At 43.4% G+C, this 17768-nt stretch carries 16 protein-coding genes and 1 pseudogene; 15 read left to right on the forward strand and 2 right to left on the reverse strand.

Annotated features, from left to right (window positions below; translation table 11 throughout):
* Positions 1 to 208 precede the first annotated feature (208 nt).
* The 6 genes from D8872_RS10170 to D8872_RS10195 all read left to right on the forward strand — a co-directional run bounded on the left by D8872_RS10170 (position 209) and on the right by D8872_RS10195 (position 7505).
* Positions 209 to 2752 carry a M1 family metallopeptidase gene (locus D8872_RS10170; RefSeq protein ID WP_125390834.1) on the forward strand — a complete coding sequence of 848 codons (2544 nt, stop codon included), beginning with the start codon at positions 209 to 211 and terminating at the stop codon, positions 2750 to 2752.
* A gap of 203 nt (positions 2753 to 2955) precedes the next feature.
* Positions 2956 to 3393: a hypothetical protein gene (locus D8872_RS10175; protein ID WP_125390835.1), complete on the forward strand. Its 438-nt coding sequence runs from the start codon at positions 2956 to 2958 to the stop codon at positions 3391 to 3393.
* A 120-nt stretch (positions 3394 to 3513) separates the two neighbouring features.
* A complete protein-coding gene (locus D8872_RS10180; RefSeq protein WP_045497279.1) occupies positions 3514 to 4188 on the forward strand; it encodes a response regulator transcription factor in 675 nt (224 codons plus the stop codon).
* Positions 4178 to 5557 (forward strand): sensor histidine kinase, encoded by a 1380-nt coding sequence (locus D8872_RS10185; protein WP_125390836.1) that lies wholly within the window; start codon positions 4178 to 4180, stop codon positions 5555 to 5557. Before D8872_RS10180 ends, D8872_RS10185 begins: the two co-directional genes overlap by 11 nt.
* A gap of 74 nt (positions 5558 to 5631) precedes the next feature.
* Positions 5632 to 6018, forward strand: a complete 387-nt coding sequence (gene gloA / locus D8872_RS10190; protein WP_005590267.1) for a lactoylglutathione lyase — start codon at positions 5632 to 5634, stop codon at positions 6016 to 6018.
* Between the two features lie 89 nt (positions 6019 to 6107).
* Entirely contained in the window at positions 6108 to 7505 is a 1398-nt protein-coding gene (locus D8872_RS10195; RefSeq protein WP_125390837.1) for a polysaccharide deacetylase family protein, read from the forward strand.
* 81 nt (positions 7506 to 7586) lie between these two features.
* Here the strand turns inward: D8872_RS10195 and D8872_RS10200 are convergent, their stop codons facing one another.
* Both D8872_RS10200 and D8872_RS10205 read right to left on the reverse strand, forming a co-directional pair.
* Positions 7587 to 8675: a DEAD/DEAH box helicase gene (locus tag D8872_RS10200; RefSeq protein WP_312023859.1), complete on the reverse strand. Its 1089-nt coding sequence runs from the start codon at positions 8673 to 8675 to the stop codon at positions 7587 to 7589.
* Complete coding sequence (locus tag D8872_RS10205; RefSeq protein ID WP_125379516.1) at positions 8668 to 9648, reverse strand: Gfo/Idh/MocA family protein; 981 nt, start codon at positions 9646 to 9648, stop codon at positions 8668 to 8670. Before D8872_RS10205 ends, D8872_RS10200 begins: the two co-directional genes overlap by 8 nt.
* 104 nt (positions 9649 to 9752) lie before the next feature.
* Between D8872_RS10205 and udk the strand changes: the two genes are divergently transcribed.
* From udk to D8872_RS10250, 9 genes and pseudogenes are all read left to right on the forward strand, one after another.
* The gene (udk, locus tag D8872_RS10210) at positions 9753 to 10388 is read left to right on the forward strand and encodes a uridine kinase (RefSeq protein ID WP_005591973.1); all 636 of its coding nucleotides are present in this window, start codon (positions 9753 to 9755) and stop codon (positions 10386 to 10388) included.
* 40 nt (positions 10389 to 10428) lie between these two features.
* A complete protein-coding gene (locus tag D8872_RS10215; RefSeq protein ID WP_125390838.1) occupies positions 10429 to 11097 on the forward strand; it encodes a YoaK family protein in 669 nt (222 codons plus the stop codon).
* A gap of 511 nt (positions 11098 to 11608) precedes the next feature.
* On the forward strand, positions 11609 to 13174 hold the full coding sequence (locus tag D8872_RS10220) for a 2-isopropylmalate synthase (protein WP_125390839.1): 1566 nt from the start codon (positions 11609 to 11611) through the stop codon (positions 13172 to 13174).
* A 12-nt stretch (positions 13175 to 13186) separates the two neighbouring features.
* Entirely contained in the window at positions 13187 to 14224 is a 1038-nt protein-coding gene (gene leuB / locus D8872_RS10225) for a 3-isopropylmalate dehydrogenase (protein WP_125390840.1), read from the forward strand.
* Positions 14221 to 14487 carry a DUF1294 domain-containing protein gene (locus tag D8872_RS10230; protein ID WP_125387868.1) on the forward strand — a complete coding sequence of 89 codons (267 nt, stop codon included), beginning with the start codon at positions 14221 to 14223 and terminating at the stop codon, positions 14485 to 14487. The genes leuB and D8872_RS10230 overlap by 4 nt, the downstream gene beginning before the upstream one ends.
* 1 nt (position 14488) lies before the next feature.
* Positions 14489 to 15871 carry a 3-isopropylmalate dehydratase large subunit gene (gene leuC / locus D8872_RS10235; RefSeq protein WP_045497301.1) on the forward strand — a complete coding sequence of 461 codons (1383 nt, stop codon included), beginning with the start codon at positions 14489 to 14491 and terminating at the stop codon, positions 15869 to 15871.
* Between the two features lie 9 nt (positions 15872 to 15880).
* Entirely contained in the window at positions 15881 to 16471 is a 591-nt protein-coding gene (leuD, locus tag D8872_RS10240; protein WP_125390841.1) for a 3-isopropylmalate dehydratase small subunit, read from the forward strand.
* Positions 16472 to 16570: 99 nt separating this feature from the next.
* Entirely contained in the window at positions 16571 to 17350 is a 780-nt protein-coding gene (locus tag D8872_RS10245; protein ID WP_125390842.1) for an L-threonylcarbamoyladenylate synthase, read from the forward strand.
* A 165-nt stretch (positions 17351 to 17515) separates the two neighbouring features.
* A pseudogene (locus D8872_RS10250) lies at positions 17516 to 17768 on the forward strand (endonuclease); the annotation flags it as partial.

A 17768-nucleotide genomic window follows, 5' to 3' on the forward strand; every position in this document is an offset into this window, starting at 1 on the left:
GGCTAAGCTTGTCTTTTTTTTGTTTTTGGGAGGAGAAAAAGAAAGACGAGGTGAGTTTAAAAGGATTGCTTTATGTTTAAAATCAAAAATCAATTTTGAATTAGTTGGGGAGAGTATAAAGTCATTAAATATGGTAAAATAGTAAAAGATGAATTTTGAATGGAGGTTGGTTCAATACCACCCCCTTCAATTAGATGAGGAGAAAAACATGCAAGCAGTTGCACATTTTATTGATACTTTTGTTCCAGAGCACTATGATCTCTTTTTGGATTTAAATCGTGCGGATAAGACTTTCTCAGGAAAAGTTACCATTACTGGTGAAGCCAAAGCTGAGAAAATTTCCTTACACCAAAAGGATTTGACGATTGAGGCCGTAGAAGTGGCTGGACAAGCTCGTCCCTTCACTCTTGATAATAATAATGAAGCTCTTTATATTGAATTGGCAGCAGCAGGCCCTGTGGAAGTAACCTTGACCTATACAGGTAAGATTACAGATAATATGACAGGGATTTACCCATCTTACTATACAGTAGATGGAGTGAAAAAAGAGATTATTTCTACGCAGTTTGAGAGCCATTTTGCCCGCGAAGCCTTTCCGAGTGTGGATGAGCCAGAGGCTAAGGCAACTTTTGATTTGGCTTTGAAATTTGACCAAGCAGAGGGCGAACTTGCCTTGTCTAATATGCCTGAAATCGACGTTGAAAATCGGAAAGCGACTGGCATTTGGAAGTTTGAAAGAACGCCTCGCATGTCTTCCTATCTCTTGGCCTTTGCTGCTGGGGATATGCAAGGTATTACTGCTAAAACTAAAAACGGCACTTTGGTTGGTGTTTATGCAACCAAGGCTCACCCAGCCAGCAATTTAGAATTTGCTTTGGACATTGCGGTTCGCTCGATTGAATTTTACGAAGAATATTATGGTGTCAAATACCCTATTCCTCAGTCGCTTCATGTAGCTCTGCCAGACTTTTCATCTGGCGCTATGGAAAACTGGGGTCTGGTCACATACCGTGAGATTTACCTCTTAGTAGATGAAAATTCTACGGTATCCAGTCGTCAAGATGTAGCACTTGTCGTTGCTCATGAGTTGGCTCACCAATGGTTTGGAAACTTGGTCACTATGAAGTGGTGGGATGACCTCTGGCTCAACGAAAGCTTTGCCAACATGATGGAATACGTCTGTGTCAATGCGATTGAACCAAGCTGGAATATCTTTGAGAATTTCCAAACAACAGGTGTGCCTTTGGCGCTTAAGCGGGATGCGACAGACGGAGTCCAGTCTGTTCATGTAGAAGTGAAGCACCCTGACGAAATCAATACCTTGTTTGATCCGGCTATCGTTTATGCCAAGGGAAGCCGCCTAATGCACATGCTTCGTCGTTGGTTGGGTGATGAGGCCTTTGCTAAAGGCTTGAATGCTTACTTTGCTAAACACCAGTATGGGAATACCATCGGTCGTGACCTTTGGAATGCCTTAGGAGCTGCTTCTGGTCATGATGTAGCAGCCTTTATGGACTCTTGGTTGGAACAGCCAGGATACCCTGTTTTGACGGCTACAGTAGAAAACGATACCCTCAAACTCTCTCAAAAACAATTCTTTATCGGGGAGCACGAAGATAAGAAACGTACTTGGGTCTTGCCTTTAAATAGCAACTGGAAAGGTTTGCCAGATACGCTGGAAACAGAAACACTAGAAATTCCAAATTATTCTGCCTTGGCTGCTCAAAACCAAGGTGCCCTGCGCTTTAATACTGAAAATACAGCCCACTATATCACGGACTATCAAGGTGTCTTGCTTGAGCAGATTTTAGATACCATTACAGACTTGGATAGCACCAGCAAGCTTCAAGTGGTGCAAGAGCGCCGTCTTTTGGCTGAAGCAGGCAGCATTTCATTTGCTGATTTGGTTCCTGTAATTGAAAAACTGACAGAAGAAACCTCCTATTTGGTTGTTTCAGGAGTTAAAGCCGTTCTGAATGGCCTCAAGCTCTTTGTGGACGAAGGAAGCGAGTGCGAGAAAGCATATAACGAATTGGTTGTTAAACTTATCAAATTCAACTTTGATCGTCTAGGCTTTGAAGCAAAAGAAGGGGAAAGTGATGAGGATGAGTTGGTTCGCCAGATCGTTGTAGGAGGTCTGATTGCAGCTGATGACCAAACAGCAAGTCAAGAAGCAAGTCGTATTTTTGCTGATCATCAAGAGGACTTGGAGAAATTGCCTGCAGCTATTCGCTTGCATATTCTCATCAACCAAATCAAGCATTATGAGAGCAAAGAATTGGCCGACCAATACTTGAATGATTATGTTTCAACGGTTGACGGTAGCTTTAAACGCCAATTGGCATCTGCTTTGGCTTACACTAAGGACTCAGAAACACTTGCTCGTATCTTGGAATCTTTGAAAAACAAGGATATCGTGAAACCACAAGATTTGGCCATGAGCTGGTATTTCCCTCTCTTAAATCACCAATTTACTCAAGCTACTGCTTGGACTTGGGCGCGTGAGAATTGGGATTGGATTAAGGCTGCTCTGGGTGGCGACATGAGCTTCGACAAATTCGTCATTTATCCAGCTAATGCTTTCAAGACAGAAGAAAGACTAGCAGAATACAAGGCCTTCTTTGAGTCGCAGCTGGACGATATGGCAATCAGCCGTAATATCAGCATGGGAATCAAAGAAATCGCAGCGCGTGTTGACTTGATTGCCCGTGAAAAAGCAACAGTTGAGAAAGCTATCAAAGCAGCAGTCTAGATAAATGAAAGGATCAGATTATAAAGTCTGGTCTTTTTTGTTGTTTAGAATCCCATAATTTCAGCCTTCTTTAAGAAAAAATTCAGTCCCGTTTAAGCAAAACTCCCTATAATAATCCTAGCATGTGAAGGGATTTCAATATTTATATTGCTTCATCATGTTAAAATCCATGAAATATAAAATGTAGAAAGAGGAAAACCTTAATGGATATGGAAAAAATGATTGTAGTTAAAAAGAGTACCAAATGGTGGATGACAGCAGTAGCTAGTGCCTCCTTAGCCGTCGGAGCGATTGGTGGATATGGAATTGGTGCCTTGACACAGAAAAGCCCGCAGCAGAGTTCAGTGCAGGCTACTATGCCTCAGCAAAACAAGCAATATGGCAAGATGCCAGGTCAAGGTGGACAACCTCCTCAAGGTCAGGGACAGGGAAATGAAAATGGTATGCCACCACAGATGGGGGGACAAAACGGTCAAGATGGTCAAGGCGGTCCGGGAGGTGGAGGTCAGCCACCACAAGGAAATGGGCATCCGGGAGGACCACAAGAAGGAAATCAATCAAAGAAGAAGCCATCAAACGCTGATGGCACAACAAAAGATGATAAGAATAGCGAAAATAACTCGAAAACAACAAATTCTTAAAGCATTTTCGACAAGTCATGATATAATAGAAAAAGATAGGTTAAGATAGCATGGGAAGTGTTTACCATGTCTCAATTTAAACTACACAGCATAAGCTTTTTCTAGAAAGGGAGGAACAGGATGATTAAGATTCTATTAGTGGAGGATGACCTCGGTCTGTCAAATTCAGTATTTGATTTTTTAGATGATTTTGCAGATGTTATGCAGGTCTTTGATGGCGAAGAAGGTTTATACGAAGCAGAAAGTGGCGTGTATGACCTGATTCTACTGGACTTGATGCTTCCTGAAAAGGACGGCTTCCAAGTACTCAAAGAATTGCGTGAAAAAGGGGTGAGCACTCCTGTCCTCATCATGACTGCCAAGGAAAGTATCGATGATAAAGGCCATGGTTTTGAGCTAGGTGCTGACGATTACCTGACCAAGCCATTTTATCTGGAAGAGCTGAAGATGCGGATTCAGGCCTTGCTCAAACGCTCTGGTAAGTTTAATGAAAATACCCTTTCCTATGGCGATGTGACGGTTAATCTTTCGACCAATTCTACCTTGGTAGATGGAAAGGAAGTTGAGCTACTGGGTAAAGAGTTTGATTTGTTGGTATACTTCCTTCAGAATCAAAATGTCATTTTGCCTAAAACTCAGATCTTCGATCGTTTATGGGGCTTTGACAGCGATACGACGATTTCTGTGGTGGAAGTCTATGTATCTAAGATTCGGAAAAAATTGAAAGGAACGGCTTTTGCGAATAATCTTCAAACCCTTCGCAGTGTCGGTTACATTTTAAAGAATGCTGAATAAACTCAAAAAAGCCTTATATGCGGATGATTTTTCTTATTTCATTCGCTATTTTGGTGTATTCACCCTGATTTTCTCGGCCATGACGCTCATTATTATCCAAGTCATGCGCTCCAGCCTTTACACGACTGTTGACGATAATCTCAAAAGTCTCAGTCAAAATCCCGCCTGGGTAGCCAATCTAGCCTATCGGACGACGGGCCGACAATACCAAGAGCCAGAGAACAAGGATTCAGAGCACAAAGATTCAGAGTCTGTGCAAGCTCATGATATCAAGATTGAGGAACCGGGTAGGGTCAATGTCAGTGCCAATACCTCAGCCATTCTTTTGAATGATGATTATCAGAATGTATCAGCCAAAAATAGCTTTTTAAACTTTGATGCGATTAAATTTAACAAACGCTTTCTTAATCAGATCAAGCAAATTCAGCTGACTAATAGCTATGGACAGGTTGAGAGTTATAGAGCCTACATGTTTGACATTGATCCAAATGATGAAATTGAAAATGTCAAATACGCAGTTGTCATGACCAGTATCAGCCAGCTGGAGCAGACTAGCGAAAAGCATGAAAAGCTGATTGCCATTGTCATGATTAGCTTCTGGGGTATTTCTTTGATTGCTAGTATCTATCTGGCGCGGATGAGTGTCAAGCCTCTTTTGGACAGCATGCAAAAGCAGAAGTCTTTTGTTGAGAATGCCAGCCACGAATTGCGGACGCCTCTGGCCGTTCTGCAAAATCGACTGGAATCTCTCTTCCGTAAGCCTGAGGCCACGATTATGGAGTCTAGTGAGAGTATCGCGTCCAGTTTAGAGGAAGTGCGAAATATGCGCCTGTTGACGACCAATTTACTCAACCTAGCTCGGCGCGATGACGGTATCAAGCCAGAATACGGTGAAGTCACACCAGACTTCTTCACGACAGCTTTTTCTAACTATGCTATTATTGCAGAGGAGAGCGACAAGGTCTTTGATTTCAAAAATCTTGTTTCAAAATCAATCACGACAGACAAGGTCTTGCTTAAGCAGGTGATGACCATCCTTTTTGATAATGCCATCAAATACACGGAAGAAGATGGAGAGATCTATTTCGTGGCTTCCGCCAATGATCGGAGCTTGACCTTGCGGATCTCTGACAATGGTCCAGGGATTGCGGGCGATGATAAGAAAAAAGTCTTCGATCGTTTTTATCGGGTGGACAAGGCTCGGACTCGTCAAAAGGGTGGTTTTGGACTAGGCCTATCCTTGGCAAAACAAATTGTAGACGCCTTAAAAGGAACTATCACAGTCAAAGATAACAAACCGCGTGGAACCATCTTTGAAATCAGAGTTCCTCTTAGGTCAGATATTAGAAAACGAATCAGCAAAAGCTGAAAAACTTTTCATATTATTTCAAATTTGACTGCTTTTGCGGTATAATAAAAGAAAGAAATGAGAGAGGTACAACCATGACATCAAAAATGTTGCACACTTGTTTACGAGTGGAAAATTTAGAGGCTTCGATTGCCTTTTATGAAGACGCGTTTGGTTTTAAGGAATTGCGCCGCAAGGACTTTCCAGAGCATGCTTTTACCATTGTTTATCTTGGTTTGGATGGCGATGATTATGAGCTTGAATTGACTTATAATTACGACCATGGACCTTATGTAATCGGTGATGGCTTTGCCCATATCGCTCTTAGCACGCCTGATTTGGAAGGCTTGCACGCTGAGCATGCTGCTAAGGGCTATGAAGTGACTGAGCCAAAAGGGCTGCCTGGAAACCCACCAAATTATTATTTCATCAAAGATCCTGATGGCTACAAGGTCGAAGTGATTCGAGAAAAAAGTCTTTAAAAATAGGTGAAACTTGTATTTTAGCACTTGTAAGATACAAGTTTTTTAACATCAGAATCATTTTATGACAATAGCTTAGGGGATAATAGATGAAAAGACAACATAAAAGGAAGCGTAGACGAAAATATAGACTGATTCTCAGTCTTCTGAATCTGCTTTTCTTAGGACTTCTTATTTTTGGCGGACTACGAATCTATGAAATGTTTCAGGAGCAGGAATTCCAGAAAAAGATTACAGAAGTGATTGCCAAGGAAGAGCAAAAACATGCTGACAATGCCGAAAAGCAGTCTGGTAGGATTGGTAGCCATTATGTGGCAGCTTTTTATCCTCTGATGAAGGGGCAGCCTCTTCAAAGTGTCAAAGATAAAATCTTGCAGGACAGTCAGAGCATTTCAGATGACAAAAAGCAGAAGGAAAACTTGACGGCTTTGACCTTTTACTATACGGAGGAGAAGTCTACTAGTCTTGCCAATACCAAGGAAGTAGTCATTCAGCGAAAAGATTACAGCATCTCAAAAAGAGACATCAAGTCTGAGGAGGCAAGAGAGGTAGCCTCAACTTATATCAATCAGGAAGGTACGTCGGTCACTTTGGACAAGCTGTTTCAAAATCCAGAAGCTGCTAAGGAAATTTTCCTGAAGGAGTTGACCAGTCAGCTAACCTTTAGACAGGTGGAGGAAAGTCAGCAAACAGCAGCTTTAAATGACCTCCGAGAAATAGAACTGAGCCAGTGGAATTTTCACTATGAGCAAAGTTTATTTTCCATTCGTCTGCCCAAAGAAATCAAAGGTGTGTCGAGCGTGACAGTGCCTCTGTCTAGTTTTTATGACCTAATCCGTTCGGAATATTTGCAGGGGGCTGATTTGGAAGCTTACCAGCAGTATGAAACCAAGCGGCATGAGAAAATGGTTGCCTTGACCTTTGATGACGGTCCCGACAGTAAAACGACTCCTCAGGCCTTGGAAATTCTGAAACGCTACAATGCTAAAGCGACCTTCTTTATGGTGGGACAAAATGTTGCTGCCAATCCAGAACTGGCTAAACGTGTCCTTGATGAAGGCCATCAGCTCGGCATCCATACATGGAGCCATCCGGATTTGACCAAGTTACCTCTGAATCAATCCAAAAAGGAGATCTTAGATACTCAGGAAGCCATTTATAAGGCGACTGGTATCCGACCTATGATCACAAGACCGCCTTACGGAGCCATCAACTCTACGGTTCAAAATGCTGTAGATCAGTCCTTTATCATGTGGAGTGTGGACAGTCTCGATTGGAAAACACGCAATACAAAGGCTATTATGCAGGAGATCGTGAAGACCCAGCCGGGATCTATTATCCTCATGCATGATATCCATCAGACGTCCATCGATGCTCTGCCAAGCGTCCTTGACTATCTGAAGAACAACGGCTATACTCTGGTGACAGTTGATGAACTATTAGAAAATCAGCTTCAACCACATCAGATTTATTACAGCAGAAATTAAAAAAGCATTGGAAATATTAAATTTCCAATGCTTTTTGCTTTGCTATCATCAAATAAGAATATTGATGACCGTAATTCTCGCTTAAGGACACACATACAGTTCTTGTTTTTTCAAGATGATTTCTCGAACAGAGGCATATTTTTTGAGAGCTTTTAATTCTTCTGGGTGGCTGATGAAGGTGATGACATAGCCTTCCTTGCCCATGCGACCTGTTCGGCCAGAACGGTGAGTGTAGGTTTCCAAATCGCGCGGCACTTCGTAGTTGACTACGCACTCTAGAGAATCAATATCAATGCCACGCGCAACTATGTCAGTCGCCAGCAAGAGCGTGATATCGTAATCTTTAAATTTCTCAAGAATGACCTTGCGGAATTTTACATTGACATCGCTGGCTAGAGAGACCGCGTTAGCTCCTCGGTACTGAAGCTTTTCTTCGGCGCTGCCCAAATCTGACAAGCTGTTGAAAAAAACTAGACCACGAAATTCTTCTACATTGGATAGCTTGCGCAAGAGTTCAACCTTGTCACGCTTTTCCACCTGCATATAGAAGTGCTGGATATTGTCCAAAGTCTGGTCTTCAATGCTGATGCGCAAGGTATTTTCGGCGATCTTCTCTTGGTCGAACTTAGCCGTAGCACTCATGTAAATCAGCTGGTGGTCACGCGGTGCATAATGCAGAATCTTATCAACAAACGCATACTGGGAATCACTGAGAAGCTGGTCAAATTCATCTAGGATAATAGTATCAACATTCATCATCTTGATTTTCTTGAGCTTGATGAGCTCGAAAATCCGCCCTGGTGTGCCAATTAGGATCTCCGGCCCTTTCTTGAGCCGCTCAATCTGCCTTTTCTGGCTATTACCAGAGAGGAGGAGTTGACTACTCAATCCCAAAGGCTCCGCCCAATACTTACAAACATCAAAAATCTGTCCCGCCAGCTCTGTATTTGGAGCTAAAATCAAAAGCTGTTGCGCTTTTTTAGGTTTTAATTTCAATAAACTAGGAAAGAGATAGGCCAATGTCTTGCCCGTACCGGTCGGACTGATGCCTAGCACCGTTTCTTCCTGAGAAATGGGCTGGAATATTTTTTCTTGGATGGCAGTCAGTTCAGCAAAACCGAGCTGATTTAGCTGTTCCTGCCAGACTGTTGGAAATGTTTCTTTAATCATGGTCAACCTCAAATCTAATACCAGCATCTTTTCTCATGGCAAACAGACACTCATGCACAGCGGTAGCAGCCTGTAGGTAGTTGGTATAAAGCTCTTCCTGGTCGCCTTTAAGCACACGAGCAAAAGCCTGAGCCTCTTCCAGCATTTGGTGCTCTGCTTGATGGATAGTTAGACTTTCCGTCTCTCCAGTCAGCTTTTGGAAAATGGCAGAGCGGATAAACTCGATACCATCTAAGGTCAGAGTGCCTTGGTCCGTATAGATTTCAGCTGGTAGCTGGCTATGAATATTTTTTCCAGCTTGGATACGAACCTGAAAATCTGGATAAATCAGACTGCCTGAACCGTTGAGGTCAACGCTATTTGGCAGTTGTTGAGCTGTATAGCAGACGTTTTGTGGAGCACCAAACAGCCGGACAGCTGCATAAAGCGTATAAACTCCCAAATCCATTAGAGCACCGCCTGAGAATTTAGCAGAAAAAACATTGGGTTCCTGTCCACTCAGTAGAGCTCCCATCTTGGAGGAGTATTTGGCATAAGTAAAATTAGCTCCCCAGATTTTCTTGTCCTTTAGAAAGTTCTGAATGACTGTAAAAGCTGCTTCGTGGTAGTTTCTGGCTGCCTCAAAGATATAAACCTGATGTTCAGCCGCCAGCTTAACCAATTCCTGCCATTCTTCAGGCCTTGATACAGCTGGCTTTTCAACGATGACATGCTTTCGAGCCAAAATGGCTACCTTGGCATGGTTGAAGTGGAGGCTATTAGGACTGGCGATATAAATTACATCTAGGTCGGCAGATAAGAATTCAATCGTATCGGTGTAGAGTGCGACGTTTTGATAATCTCGCGCAAAACGCTCCGCGGAACTCAAGGTGCGCGAGTAAACAGCTGTTAGCTGATACTCACCACTCAGTTGGGCTGCCTTGATAAACTCATGGGAAATGGTTCCCGTACCGATGATACCGAGTTGTAACATACTTTCTCCTTTAAAATGATTTTCCTGAATTTTTCTTGATTCACCCTTTCATTATATCATGAATTAAGGTAAAATAGATAAGATAACAAGTAATGGAGAAAACAATGCAAAACAGACCTATTATTATCGGTGTTACAGGTGGATCTGGTGGGGGAAAAACCAGTGTATCTCGGGCTATTTTAGATCATTTTCCTAACGAAAAGATTTCCATGATTGAGCATGATTCTTACTACAAGGATCAGTCTCATTTGACCTTTGAGGAGCGGGTTAAGACCAACTATGACCATCCTTTTGCTTTTGATACAGACCTCATGATTGAGCAGATCAAAGAGCTTTTGGCTGGCCGTCCAGTGGACATCCCGACCTATGATTATACGGAGCACACGCGCAGCAATAAAACCTATCGTCAGGAACCGCAGGATGTCTTCATTGTAGAGGGAATTTTGGTCTTGGAAGACCAACGCCTCCGCGATTTGATGGACATCAAGATTTTCGTCGATACTGATGATGATGTGCGGATCATTCGTCGGATTAAGCGGGACATGGAAGAGCGCGGACGCAGTTTGGATAGTGTCATTGAGCAGTATCTGGGTGTTGTAAAGCCTATGTACCATCAGTTTATCGAGCCGACCAAGCGCTATGCGGATGTCATTATTCCAGAGGGCGCTTCTAATAAAGTGGCGATTGATTTGATTACTACCAAGATTGAAAAGATTTTGGAGGAAGCTAGAGAAGGATAGAAAGGAAGTCTGGTGTTACACTGGACTTTTTGGGTAAATTATGAGAAAGTTCGTCAAAAGGGAATTCCATTCTCGATCAAAGTTTTTTGCCTGTTTGCTGACCTTTTGCGCAGGTTTCGTGGATGCTTACACTTTCATGGAGCGCGGGGGTACATTGGTTGCGGGCCAGACAGGAAACGTCGTCTTTTTGTCCGTTGAGCTGATTCATCACAAGACTGGAGAAATTGAAGTCAAACTAGCTACCATGCTGGCCTTTATGCTGGGGATTTTTCTGATAACAGTTTTCCGCCCCTTTTTTGAGCAGTCAATATGGCGAGTAAGTAGCATTTCACCAATGGTGCTCATCTGTACTCTGGTAGGCTTTATGCCAAGTACCGTACCAAATATGCTGATTGTTCCTCCGATTGCTTTCTGTATGGGAGTCGTTGCAACAGCTTTTGGCGAAGTAGATGGTATAGTCTACAATAATTCCTTTATGACAGGAAATATCAAGAAAACGATGGTGGCTTTTGGAAATTTTGTGCGGACGCAGGAAAAACCATACTTGAAAGAAGGCATTTTCTTTGTTGCTTTGTTAGGAAGCTTTGTCATCGGAGCCATTATTTCTACCTACCTGCTCCAATTTTACGCCTTACGAACCATTTGGATCGTTGCAGGAATTCTATTTGCCTTCATGATTTTCCGCTTGGTTCAGTATGTACGAAGATAAAGACGAAGCTGCTAAGGAATGAAGAAGCCTGATTAGTAAATTATTAAAAAAAAAGAGAAATGAGAGAAATAATATAATACTAGAAGAAGGAGGAGCTGGCCTGCTTCTTTTTCTTTCTCGCATTTATAGTAATAAGACCACAAAATAATCCAGCATATTAAAAATTTTCAGAAAATATCGAATTATCTGTTGACAGCCGAATGATACTGTGCTAAAATACTAATCAATAACATTTCAAAAGGAGTCAGTCAAACATGAAGTCAACTCAATTTTCAAACTTTGCTTTGTTGTTGCGTTACTCGGGCTAGTGCGAAAGCATTAGTCCTGTTTGGCTTACCAAGCGGGAGTAAATCAACATCTCGCTTGGCTTCCAGCGAGATGTTTTTATTTTATTCTTCACGAAAATCTTTGCTAGGACATACTGAGAAAAGCGAACTAAAAGTTCATTTCATAGTTGTATCTATCATTGATTTTTATAGCTGTTTTAAACGATAAAGAAAGAGGAAAGTCTATGCAAAAAGTTGAGTTTCTTGACACCAGCCTTCGGGATGGTGAGCAGACACCGGGAGTTAATTTCTCTATTAAGGAAAAGGTTGCCATTGCTAAGCAACTAGAAAAATGGGGCATTTCTGCTATTGAGGCTGGTTTTCCAGCTGCTAGCCCAGATTCATTTGCGGCAGTGCAAGAGATTGCTAAAGTCATCACTAAAGCTTCTGTCACTGGCTTGGCGCGTTCGGTTAAGTCTGACATCGATGCTTGCTACGAGGCACTCAAGGATGCCAAACATCCGCAGATTCACGTCTTTATTGCGACCAGTCCCATCCACAGAGAGTTCAAGCTGAAAAAGTCCAAAGAAGAGATTTTAGCAGCCATTAAGGAGCACGTTTCTTATGCTCGTTCTAAGTTTGAGATTGTCGAGTTTTCACCTGAGGACGCGACACGTACAGAGCTAGACTTCCTGCTTCAAGTTGTCCAGACAGCAGTTGATACGGGTGCTAGCTACATCAATATTCCAGATACGGTTGGTTTTACTACGCCTGAAGAGTTTGGAAATATCTTCAAGTATCTGATTGACAATGTCCAAACAGAACGTGAGATTATCTACAGTCCTCACTGTCACGATGATTTGGGAATGGCAGTAGCTAACAGCCTGTCTGCGGTCAAATACGGAGCTAGGCGGGTGGAAGGCACAATCAATGGTATTGGCGAGCGTGCTGGTAATGCTGCGCTGGAAGAAGTGGCGGTTGCTTTGGAAATTCGCAAGGACTATTATCAGGTTGAGTCAGATATCGTCCTTAATGAAACCATCAACACTTCTGAGCTGGTGTCCCGCTTCTCAGGTATTCCGGTGCCTAAGAACAAGGCGGTTGTTGGTGGCAACGCCTTCTCTCATGAGTCTGGTATCCATCAGGATGGTGTCCTTAAGAATCCACTGACCTATGAAATCATCACACCTGAGCTGGTTGGTGTCAAGAGCAATTCACTTCCGCTTGGCAAGCTGTCTGGCCGCCACGCCTTTGTTGAAAAGCTCAAAGAGCTGTCTCTGGACTTTGAAGAATCTGAAATTAATGAGCTCTTTGCTAAGTTTAAGGTCTTGGCGGATAAGAAAAACGAAGTCACGGACGCTGACATTCGGGCTCTGATTGCTGGAACGACAGTTGAAAATCCAGAAGGCTTCCACTTTAATGATCTGCAGCTGACGACCAATGACGATCATACCATCACAGCAGATGTGCAGCTGGTTAATGGCGACGGCGAGACGGTCAGCTGTGTGGCAGAAGGTAAAGGAAGTGTCGAAGCAATCTTTAATGCCATTGACCAATTCTTTAACCAATCTGTCCAGCTCTTAGCCTATAACATTGAGGCCGTGACGGACGGAATTGACTCTCAGGCTCGTGTTTTGGTAGCTATTGAAAATACAGATACAGATACGATTTTCAACTCCTCTGGTATTGACTTTGATGTTCTTAAGGCCAGCGCCATTGCCTATATCCATGCCAATACCTTTGTGCAAAAGGAAAATGCAGGTGAAATCGGTCATCAGGTATCCTACCGCGATCTACCTGCGAATAATTAGAAGGAAGCGACTATGACAAAAGAAATTGTAGCTCTGGCGGGTGACGGTATCGGTCCAGAAATCATGGAGGCTGGTCTCCAAGTGCTGGCTGCTGTTGCGGATAAGTTTAGCTTTACTTACCATATCACGGAGAAAGCTTTTGGGGGTGCTGGGATTGATGCGGAAGGCCATCCTCTGCCTCAGTCAACTCTAGAAGCGGCCAAGGAGGCGGATGCTATTCTCCTAGCAGCTATCGGCAGCCCTCAGTATGATAATGCACCGGTTCGGCCGGAGCAAGGCTTGCTCGCTCTGCGTAAGGAGCTTGAACTCTATGCCAATATCCGTCCAGTTAAGATTTTCGATGCACTTAAGCATTTGTCGCCTTTGAAAGCTGAAAGAATTGCTGGTGTGGACTTCGTGGTCGTACGTGAGCTGACTGGTGGGATTTACTTTGGTGAGCATATTTTGGAGGATAGAACCGCGCGTGATATCAACGACTACAGCTATGAAGAGGTGGAACGAATTGTCCGTAAGGCCTTTGACATTGCGCGTGGTAGTAGAAAGCGCGTGACTAGTATTGACAAGCAAAATGTGCTAGCGACCTCCAAACTCTGGCGTAGAGTAGCAGATGAGGTCGCCAAGGATTATCCAGATGTGACCTTGGAGCACCAGCTGGTGGATAGCGCTGCGATGCTCATGATTACCAATCCTGCTAAGTTTGACGTTGTGGTAACGGAAAATCTATTTGGAGATATTCTCTCAGATGAGTCCAGTGTCTTGTCAGGGACACTGGGAGTTATGCCATCAGCCAGTCATTCGACTGCTGGGCCAAGTCTTTACGAGCCTATTCATGGTTCAGCTCCTGATATTGCAGGGCAAGGCATTGCCAACCCTATCAGTATGATCCTTTCTGTAGCCATGATGCTGCGGGATAGTTTTGCAGAGCTTGAAGCTGCAGAGGCGATTGAAGCAGCGGTTGAAAAGACTTTGACTCAAGGGATTTTAACCCGAGATCTGGGTGGTCAGGCGGGGACAGCTCAAATGACGGAGGCCATTATCAATAACTTATGAAATGGATATTAACAGGTATTTGCCTGCTATGGAACCTTATCGTTTTCCTGCTTTATGGCTGGGATAAGCGAAAGGCTAAGAAAAATCACTACCGCATTCCGGAGAAGACCTTGCTCTTGTCAGCATTGGCAGCCGGAGGTTTGGGCGCTTTATTAGGCGGTCGCCTCTTTCACCACAAGACCAGAAAATGGTATTTCTGGTTGGCTTGGATTTGCGGAATAATAGTGGAAATCGGAATTTTGTATTACACATGGAGAAGCTAGTATGGCTGGAAAATCAATTTTTGATAAGATTTGGGAAAGACACGTAATAACAGGCCAAGAAGGTCAACCCCAGCTTATGTATGTGGATCAGCATTATATTCATGAAGTAACCAGCCCTCAGGCTTTTCAAGGACTTCGAGATGCGGGCCGCAAGGTTAGACGACCGGACTTAACTTTTGGAACTTTTGACCATAATGTTCCTACGGTCAATATCTATGATATTCGGGATGTGATTTCCAAGGCTCAGATTGATAAACTTTCTGAGAATGTCAAGGATTTTGGCATCGAGCATGCGGCTCACGGATCAGAACTGCAGGGGATTGTTCATATGGTTGGGCCAGAAACGGGCAAGACTCAGCCGGGCAAATTTATCGTCTGTGGCGATAGTCACACGGCTACTCACGGAGCTTTTGGAGCTATTGCTTTTGGAATTGGTACTTCAGAGGTGGAGCACGTCTTTGCCACGCAGACCATTTGGCAAGTCAAACCCAAGAAAATGCTGGTCAAATTTACCGGAGTGCCACCTAAAGGTGTTTATTCCAAGGACTTCATCCTCGCTTTGATTGCCAAATACGGTGTAGCTGCAGGTGTTGGCTATGTGGTTGAGTATGCCGGTGATGCCATTGATCATTTGACCATGGAAGAGCGCATGACCATCTGCAATATGTCCATTGAGTTTGGCTCCAAGATGGGCATTATGAATCCTGATCAGAAGACCTATGATTACGTTCAAGGTCGGCCGGGAGCACCTAAGGACTTTGAGGCGGCAGTGGCTGATTGGAAGACTCTGGTCAGTGATCCTGATGCTGTCTATGATAAGGTCATTGAGATGGATGTTTCCCAGTTGGCACCTATGGTGACTTGGGGAACCAATCCTTCTATGGGAGTAGAGTTTGGCGCGGCTTTCCCAGCAATTCGCGATATGAACGACGAGCGGGCCTATAATTACATGGACCTCTCTCCGGGTAAGAAAGCAGAAGATATTGACCTAGGTTATATCTTTATCGGATCCTGTACCAATGCCAGACTCAGCGATTTGCAGCTGGCAGCTAAGTTCGTCGCTGGTAAGCACATTGCTCCCAATCTAACAGCTATCGTCGTACCAGGCTCTCGTCCGGTCAAGCGGGCTGCTGAAAAGATGGGACTGGATAAAATTTTCATGGATGCAGGCTTTGAGTGGCGCGATCCGGGTTGTTCCATGTGCCTGGGAATGAATCCAGACAAGGTGCCAGACGGAGTCCACTGTGCCTCAACCAGCAATCGGAACTTTGAGGATCGTCAGGGATTTGGCGCTAAAACCCATCTTTGCAGTCCTGCTATGGCCGCAGCGGCAGCTATTGCCGGGCACTTCGTAGACGTCCGCCAGCTACCGGAGGTCCAGTAAGGAAGTTTTATGGAAAAATTTACAATCTACACGGGGACAACAGTCCCCCTCATGAACGATAATATCGATACGGACCAAATTTTGCCCAAGCAGTTTCTCAAGTTGATTGATAAAAAAGGCTTTGGTAAGTACCTCATGTACGCATGGCGCTATCTGGACAATCAGTACACCGAAGATCCTGATTTCGTCTTTAATAGACCGGAGTACCGCAAGGCAACTATTCTGATTTCAGGGGATAATTTCGGTGCGGGTTCCTCTCGGGAGCACGCTGCCTGGGCCTTGGCTGACTATGGCTTTAAGGTAGTTATTGCCGGATCTTTCGGAGATATTCACTACAATAACGAGCTGAATAACGGTATGCTGCCTATCGTCCAGCCACTGGAAGTGCGGCAAGCCTTGGCTAATCTGAAGCCGACGGATGAAGTGACGGTGGATTTGGAGCGGCAGAAGATTTTTTCACCGGTGGGAGAATTCTCCTTTGACATTGATGGAGAATGGAAGCACAAGCTCCTCAACGGTTTAGATGACATTGGCATTACCTTGCAGTATGAGGATTTGATCGCAGAATATGAAAAAAATCGTCCATCTTATTGGCAGTAAAATTGTTTTCAATATATTAAGAAAATTCTGAAAACATCTTGTCTCCGATAAAAATATATGGTAAAATAAATCTTAATTTAATAGAAAAGGAAGAAACTTATGACAAAACACATTCAATGGAACGGAACTCTTTCACAAGAAGGTTATGACATCCTGAAAGGCGATGGCGGCTGTATCGTTTGCCCGACCAAGGTGGGTTACATCATTATGACCAGCGATAAGGATGGCTTGGAGCGTAAGTTCGAAGCTAAGGCTCGTAACCGTAATAAGCCAGGTGTTGTCCTCTGTGGCAGTATGGATGAGCTTCGTGCTTTGGCGCAGCTAAATCCGGAAATTGAAGCTTTTTATCAAAAGCATTGGGATGAAGACATCCTCTTGGGCTGTATCCTTCCATGGAAGCCAGAAGCATTTGAAAAGCTTAAAGCCTATGGTGACGGTCGGGAAGAGCTGATGACAGATGTTCGTGGCACTAGCTGTTTTGTTATTAAGTTTGGTAAGGCGGGCGAGCAGCTGGCAGCTAAGCTTTGGGAAGAAGGCAAGATGGTCTATGCTTCCTCAGCTAACCCATCTGGTAAAGGAAACCGTGGTAAAGTCGAAGGAATTGGCGAACGCATCGAAAACGCTGTTGACCTCGTCATTGAAGCAGATGACTATGTAGCCTCTATCCAGCCAGACAAGACCATTGAAACTCGCTACGAGCAAGGTGTTATGGTTTCTATGGTAGACAAGGATGGAAAACTGATTCCAGAACAAGGTGGGCAACGTTCCATCTCACCAGCACCAGTGGTCATCCGCAAAGGCTTGGACATCGACAAAATCATGATGCACCTGTCTGATACCTTTAACTCATGGGATTACCGTCAGGGTGAATATTACTAAGATAAAAAAATAAGCTCGGTGCGAGAGGCGGATTTCCTCTTTACACTGGGCTTTTTAGTTTATAATTTCTTTTATTTTTCTATAGGATATGATATTCTAGATGTGAAATAGGGTTTTGAAATATTAAATACTAACTAGCCTATAATATGAAAATGGAGCTACAAAATGGAAGAAAAATTAAATTATTGGATGATAGTTGCAGGAGGAGGTGGAAAAGTTTGGTCTTTATTTAAAGAAGAAAATATAGCTTGTATAGATTTTGATTCTAATTTATCTAATATTTTAGATTACAATAATCCTGAAGAATTGAAGCAAGGAAAGCAGAGAAATTTATTTATTTGGAAGTTTGCACATGACATAAAAATAAATGATTATATAATAGCTACCTCAGGATTTAACAAAATTTTGGGTATTGGAC

The sequence above is a fragment of the Streptococcus cristatus genome (genome assembly GCF_003943815.1).
Lineage (GTDB): Bacteria > Bacillota > Bacilli > Lactobacillales > Streptococcaceae > Streptococcus > Streptococcus cristatus_F.

Excerpts from the sequence above, each read along its gene's own strand:
- D8872_RS10170 (WP_125390834.1), top strand. The coding sequence starts at position 209 with ATGCAAGCAGTTGCACATTTTATTGATACTTTTGTTCCAGAGCACTAT.
- D8872_RS10175 (WP_125390835.1), top strand. The coding sequence starts at position 2,956 with ATGGATATGGAAAAAATGATTGTAGTTAAAAAGAGTACCAAATGGTGG.
- D8872_RS10180 (WP_045497279.1), top strand. The coding sequence starts at position 3,514 with ATGATTAAGATTCTATTAGTGGAGGATGACCTCGGTCTGTCAAATTCA.
- D8872_RS10185 (WP_125390836.1), top strand. The coding sequence starts at position 4,178 with ATGCTGAATAAACTCAAAAAAGCCTTATATGCGGATGATTTTTCTTAT.
- gloA (WP_005590267.1), top strand. The coding sequence starts at position 5,632 with ATGACATCAAAAATGTTGCACACTTGTTTACGAGTGGAAAATTTAGAG.
- D8872_RS10195 (WP_125390837.1), top strand. The coding sequence starts at position 6,108 with ATGAAAAGACAACATAAAAGGAAGCGTAGACGAAAATATAGACTGATT.
- D8872_RS10200 (WP_312023859.1), bottom strand. The coding sequence starts at position 8,675 with ATGATTAAAGAAACATTTCCAACAGTCTGGCAGGAACAGCTAAATCAG.
- D8872_RS10205 (WP_125379516.1), bottom strand. The coding sequence starts at position 9,648 with ATGTTACAACTCGGTATCATCGGTACGGGAACCATTTCCCATGAGTTT.
- udk (WP_005591973.1), top strand. The coding sequence starts at position 9,753 with ATGCAAAACAGACCTATTATTATCGGTGTTACAGGTGGATCTGGTGGG.
- D8872_RS10215 (WP_125390838.1), top strand. The coding sequence starts at position 10,429 with ATGAGAAAGTTCGTCAAAAGGGAATTCCATTCTCGATCAAAGTTTTTT.
- D8872_RS10220 (WP_125390839.1), top strand. The coding sequence starts at position 11,609 with ATGCAAAAAGTTGAGTTTCTTGACACCAGCCTTCGGGATGGTGAGCAG.
- leuB (WP_125390840.1), top strand. The coding sequence starts at position 13,187 with ATGACAAAAGAAATTGTAGCTCTGGCGGGTGACGGTATCGGTCCAGAA.
- D8872_RS10230 (WP_125387868.1), top strand. The coding sequence starts at position 14,221 with ATGAAATGGATATTAACAGGTATTTGCCTGCTATGGAACCTTATCGTT.
- leuC (WP_045497301.1), top strand. The coding sequence starts at position 14,489 with ATGGCTGGAAAATCAATTTTTGATAAGATTTGGGAAAGACACGTAATA.
- leuD (WP_125390841.1), top strand. The coding sequence starts at position 15,881 with ATGGAAAAATTTACAATCTACACGGGGACAACAGTCCCCCTCATGAAC.
- D8872_RS10245 (WP_125390842.1), top strand. The coding sequence starts at position 16,571 with ATGACAAAACACATTCAATGGAACGGAACTCTTTCACAAGAAGGTTAT.